This window comes from Streptomyces niveiscabiei, from assembly GCF_001419795.1.
GTDB classification, from domain to species: domain Bacteria; phylum Actinomycetota; class Actinomycetes; order Streptomycetales; family Streptomycetaceae; genus Streptomyces; species Streptomyces niveiscabiei.
On the sequence record NZ_LIRL01000352.1, the window covers coordinates 1 to 1,440 of the forward strand.

Below are 1,440 nucleotides of genomic sequence, written 5' to 3' on the forward strand. Positions count from 1 at the left end.
GCCCTCACCCGACCCCTCCACGCCCTGCCCGTTGTCGGACCGCTCACGTACGGTTGACGGCATGACGAGCATCGGTGCTTCTTCCGGGATGGTCGACTGGAATCTCGCGGTGGCGACCGCGACGCGCCTCGTGCGGCCGGGCCCAGAGGTCAGCCGGGACGAAGCGCGGAAGATCGTCGCGGAACTGCGGCGGTACGCGAAGGCGTCGGAGGGCCACGTCCGGGGATTCACCCGGATGGGGACGGAGGACACGCACGACACCCCCGTACTGGTGGTGGACCGCCCCGGGTGGGTGAAGGCGAACGTCGCGGGGTTCCGCGAGGTGCTGCGCCCCCTGCTCGACAAGATGCAGGAGCGCAGGGGCAGTTCACCCGGCGGCGCGGTCCTGGGCGCGGTCGGCGGCAAGGTGACCGGCGTGGAATTGGGCATGCTGCTGTCGTTCCTGTCGTCGCGGGTGCTGGGCCAGTACGAGACGTTCGCGCCGGCGACGAGGGATCTCCCGGCGGGCTCGAACGGCGGCGGCAGGCTCCTGCTGGTCGCCCCGAACATCGTCCACGTGGAACGCGAACTCGACGTGGACCCGCACGACTTCAGGCTCTGGGTGTGCCTGCACGAGGAGACGCACCGTACGCAGTTCTCGGCGGTCCCGTGGCTGAGGGACCACCTGGAGGGCGAGATCCAGTCGTTCCTGGGCGAGACGGACGTCGACCCGTCGACGTTCCTGGAGCGCATCCGGGAGGCGGCGCAGTCGCTCGCGGGGGGCCGCCCGGAGGGCGAGGAGGACGACGGCGGGCGCTCGCTGGTGGAGCTGGTGCAGTCGCCCGCGCAGCGGGAGATCCTGGCCCGGCTGACGGCGGTGATGTCGCTGCTCGAAGGGCACGCCGACTTCGTGATGGACGGCGTGGGCCCGGAGGTCGTCCCGACCGTTGCCGAGATCCGCGAGAAGTTCCAGCAGCGCAGGGCGAAGGGCGCCTCCCGGCTGGACGTCGCGCTGCGCAGGCTGCTCGGCCTGGACGCCAAGATGAAGCAGTACCGCGACGGCGAGCGCTTCGTGCGCGCGGTGGTCGACCAGGTCGGCATGGACGGCTTCAACCGCGTGTGGACGTCCCCGAACACGCTCCCCACGAAGGCGGAGATCGCGAAACCGGCGGACTGGGTCGCGCGCGTGCACAGGAAGGCCGATATGTGAGCGGACGGCAGGGAAACGCCGTAGCAATCACCCGTCCGAGGGACCGTGAGCCACCGGAAGGCGTGCAATGCTCGGGGAGCGGCCCGGTTCTGTCACCATCTACACACTCTGAGTGACATAGCTCGGGTGCACCCCCCGGAAAAACTTCATGAAGGGAACCGGACATGGGTCCCCATCCTGCGGTCGCGGCGATACGCCTGGCGGTCCGCCGCGTCCTCCACGACATCCTGACCGAGAACGACCACCCCGCG

General features: G+C 70.0%; 1 protein-coding gene. It reads left to right on the forward strand.

Annotated features, from left to right (window positions below; all coding sequences use genetic code 11):
* The first annotated feature begins 61 nt into the window (after window positions 1-61).
* Window positions 62-1,189, forward strand: a complete 1,128-nt coding sequence (locus AOK24_RS17975) for a zinc-dependent metalloprotease (protein WP_079056863.1) — start codon at window positions 62-64, stop codon at window positions 1,187-1,189.
* The last annotated feature ends 251 nt before the right edge of the window (window positions 1,190-1,440 follow it).

Bases quoted from the DNA above. Each gene is read 5' to 3' on its own strand.
- AOK24_RS17975 (WP_079056863.1), top strand. From the start codon at position 62: ATGACGAGCATCGGTGCTTCTTCCGGGATGGTCGACTGGAATCTCGCG.